The following is a 280-nucleotide window of genomic DNA, read 5'->3' as shown; positions in this document are numbered from 1 at the left end:
CCGCAAGGGGATTATTTCGCAGGTGGAGGCGCATGATACGCCGCTGGCGCGCATCGCCTCCGATCACCTGCCGATCAAGGCGCTGGTCGATCTGGAACCGGTGGGCGGTTAAAAACGACGTCGACAGAGACGTCATCGAGCGGCTCGATCGGCCGCCGAGTGCCTCTTACTTCGAGCGAAACAGACGCGTGAGACGGCGAAACCGCTGAGCCCACAATTGCGGATCGATCTTTTCCGATGAGGAAAGTGCGGTCAGTCGCTCAAGGCGAGGCAAGAGAAA

1 pseudogene is annotated in these 280 nt (G+C 60.0%); it reads left to right on the top strand.

Annotated features, from left to right (window positions below):
• A pseudogene (locus tag AF337_RS45715) lies at positions 1 to 112 on the top strand (endonuclease/exonuclease/phosphatase family protein); the annotation flags it as partial.
• Positions 113 to 280 lie beyond the last annotated feature (168 nt).

Source organism: Rhizobium ecuadorense (assembly GCF_001187535.1).
Lineage (GTDB): Bacteria > Pseudomonadota > Alphaproteobacteria > Rhizobiales > Rhizobiaceae > Rhizobium > Rhizobium ecuadorense.
The sequence above is the reverse complement of the archived record's forward strand: the minus strand, read 5'-3'. Positions and strand labels throughout refer to the sequence as shown.